This window comes from Candidatus Kaelpia imicola, from assembly GCA_030765505.1.
Lineage (GTDB): Bacteria > Omnitrophota > Gorgyraeia > Kaelpiales > Kaelpiaceae > Kaelpia > Kaelpia imicola.
Genome location: JAVCCL010000021.1, coordinates 1 through 2,573, shown reverse-complemented (window position 1 = coordinate 2,573; position 2,573 = coordinate 1). Strand labels below are relative to the sequence as shown.

The 2,573-nt window shown below is 34.5% G+C and carries 2 protein-coding genes; both read right to left on the bottom strand.

Going from position 1 to position 2,573, the window contains the following annotated elements; all coding sequences use genetic code 11:
- Positions 1-75: 75 nt before the first annotated feature.
- Positions 76-882, bottom strand: coding sequence for a hypothetical protein (locus P9L98_03815; GenBank protein ID MDP8216428.1), 807 nt, complete (start codon positions 880-882; stop codon positions 76-78).
- 339 nt (positions 883-1,221) lie between these two features.
- Positions 1,222-1,926 (bottom strand): hypothetical protein, encoded by a 705-nt coding sequence (locus tag P9L98_03810; GenBank protein MDP8216427.1) that lies wholly within the window; start codon positions 1,924-1,926, stop codon positions 1,222-1,224.
- Between the last annotated feature and the right edge of the window lie 647 nt (positions 1,927-2,573).

The window sequence follows — 2,573 nt, the reverse complement described above, 5'->3', positions numbered from 1 at the left end:
TATGTCACTCTGCCCAATCGCTAGTGTTGAACTATTATTTGCTGTTAATATGTTATCTAAATCTGGAAAGTCAGTTCAGACAAGAAGTCTATAGATTGCACCCGATGCAATATGTAGACTTCTGTTCTTAAACCACTCTTCGCTTTCAAATTCACCCTGAGGTAATCCAAATACTATGCCACCTTCTGCAACTATCTGTTGCATACCCCTGTTCCAGTCGTCAAAATAAGCAAAAGTATAATCCGAGAACCTTCTTTGTAAAAACCTGAAGACCTCTCGCCTATCTATCTTTTGCCCTAAACTCTCTTCTAAACCTACCTGACCTATAACATTATCTATATCTATATACGGAAGAAGTCCAGCCTCATCAAGTTGTTTTAATATCACATCTTTACTGCTACCGCTAATTATAATTATTGGTATGTTCTCTTCTTTCAAGCTTCTTAAGATATCTAAAGCATGCGGTTTAGCTTCTGCTGAGTTATCAGCTCTATAATGCTCATAAAAAGAAGTATAGATCTCTTCAACTTCTTTAATGGGTTTGCTTGAAACCTCGGCTATAAGACTAAGTATCTCAGTTGTTGATTTGCTCCAAGTATTTAAATCTATCCATTCTTCAACATCATCCCTACCTGTACAGACTCTATAGGTATCTCCATACTCTTGCTTCCAGGTAGGCTCAAGAAGGGTCCCATGAACATCAAATACTGCTATAACAGGCCTATTAGGCAATGCAGAGTCTTGGCCAGAGATAATCTCAATAACATTACCTAAGATATCAGAGAAATAATTGATTCTTACTCTTCTCGCATCGGCGGGACAAGAAAATAAAACACTACCCACTATAAATAAAATAATCCCTTTAGTCTTTAGACTCATCATAGTTTTTACCAATTCCCCTCTCTATAAAGTATGCCATATATAAAATAATAGTCAAATTGGGGGTTAGATAAGGTTAAAAGGGGTTTGCAACTGCCACAGTCAAGTGCGTATATAAAATATTTAATTTAATGCAATGTTAGTCTTTAATTATCAATGGATTGCAGAAGCGATATTGTTGGTGTGAATTTTTGCAACCTGATTGTGCCTAAATTGTGCCTGTTTTTCGTCTATCTTATACCCCTAAATAGTGTTCAAAAAGTGTCCAGAATAGAGCGAAATAGGGGGTAATACTCGGAATTAATGGTAATACAGGTAAATCAAATTTAAAATGGGCAGGAATTAAGGGCTATTTCTAGGCGGTTCTAAGTTGACCCCTGATTCAAGATAATCGACATGCGCTACTACTCTTCGACCATCTACTAAGCATAGATACATCTCAATCATAACGGTAGTACCTTTTCCAGGAGTACTCTCAACTTCAATGTATGAAGATTTAGATTGTATTAGTTCAAGCCCAGTACCTGGGCTTTGCTTTTTGACAAAATCTCCTCTTAAAACTCTTTCAACATCTTCTATTCCTTCACCATTATCAATAGCAATTATCTCTATACCTCGATAATCATTGCATTCGGATACAATAATTAAACCCCATTGGGCATATTTCCATATGTTAGAAATTAACTCTGTGACAACAAGTACAAAATCACTAACATATCCCTCTTTAATATCAAAACCAACTTCCTTTGCGAGCTCATCAATTTCTTTTCCTATGGCATCAACAAAATCATTCCCTTTTTTAGTAAACCTAACTCCAGACATATAATCAGTAGCTACTGGTATAAGCCAAACTTTAGTCACAGGCTGCATATTTAATTTAGTAATAATAATTTTCGCTTTTGCCATATCGTTTTGCTGAACCACATTCACTAATGTCGATAACTCTTTAAATGATTTCCTCACCCTCCTCGCCTGTGCGGGATAAGATAAAAATAGAGAAACCCCCACTATAAATAAAATAATCCCTTTGGTCTTTAGATTTACCATATTTTGTACCAATCCCCTCTTTAGAAAGTATGCCATATATTAAACACCTTTGCAAATAATGAGATGAAAATGATACGGCTCTATAGATAGCATCTTTTGCCTCCAAAACCTTCAGCACCCCAGAGATAAAGAGAGGTAAATAACTAGAGAATTTAGCCATATTTCATTTAATCAAAAATTCCTCTCTCTTTCCAAATCAGAGAGGTATAGAAGCTAAGTTACCGATTTTTCCAAAAATCCATTTAACAGGCAGATATATGAAGCAGAATGATCAATAATAACTAAATAACACTGTTAAATACTCTCTTTTGATAATGGTGGAATTAAGAGATAAAGAGATACTTTAAGACTAATTATTTCCTAATCTAATTAAGAGAGAATTTAAATATTATTAACGGAAAGGACTCTAAAAATAACTACGTTCATAACTCTTTTAACACCAAGTAGATACAAAAATAACCTCTCCTGAATGAAGAGACTATTTCTCCTAACTCCTTATATACCAATTACTTACAAAAACATGGCTCCCCGTGCAAATATTAGACATAACACTATCTCTGAGCATTATACTTATAAATAGGCGCTATATAGCCAAAAATATAGGAATAATATGTTAATAAGAGATATAGTTTTAGTGTATTATCACC

Bases quoted from the DNA above. Each gene is read 5' to 3' on its own strand.
- P9L98_03815 (MDP8216428.1), bottom strand. From the start codon at position 882: ATGATGAGTCTAAAGACTAAAGGGATTATTTTATTTATAGTGGGTAGT.
- P9L98_03810 (MDP8216427.1), bottom strand. From the start codon at position 1,926: ATGGTAAATCTAAAGACCAAAGGGATTATTTTATTTATAGTGGGGGTT.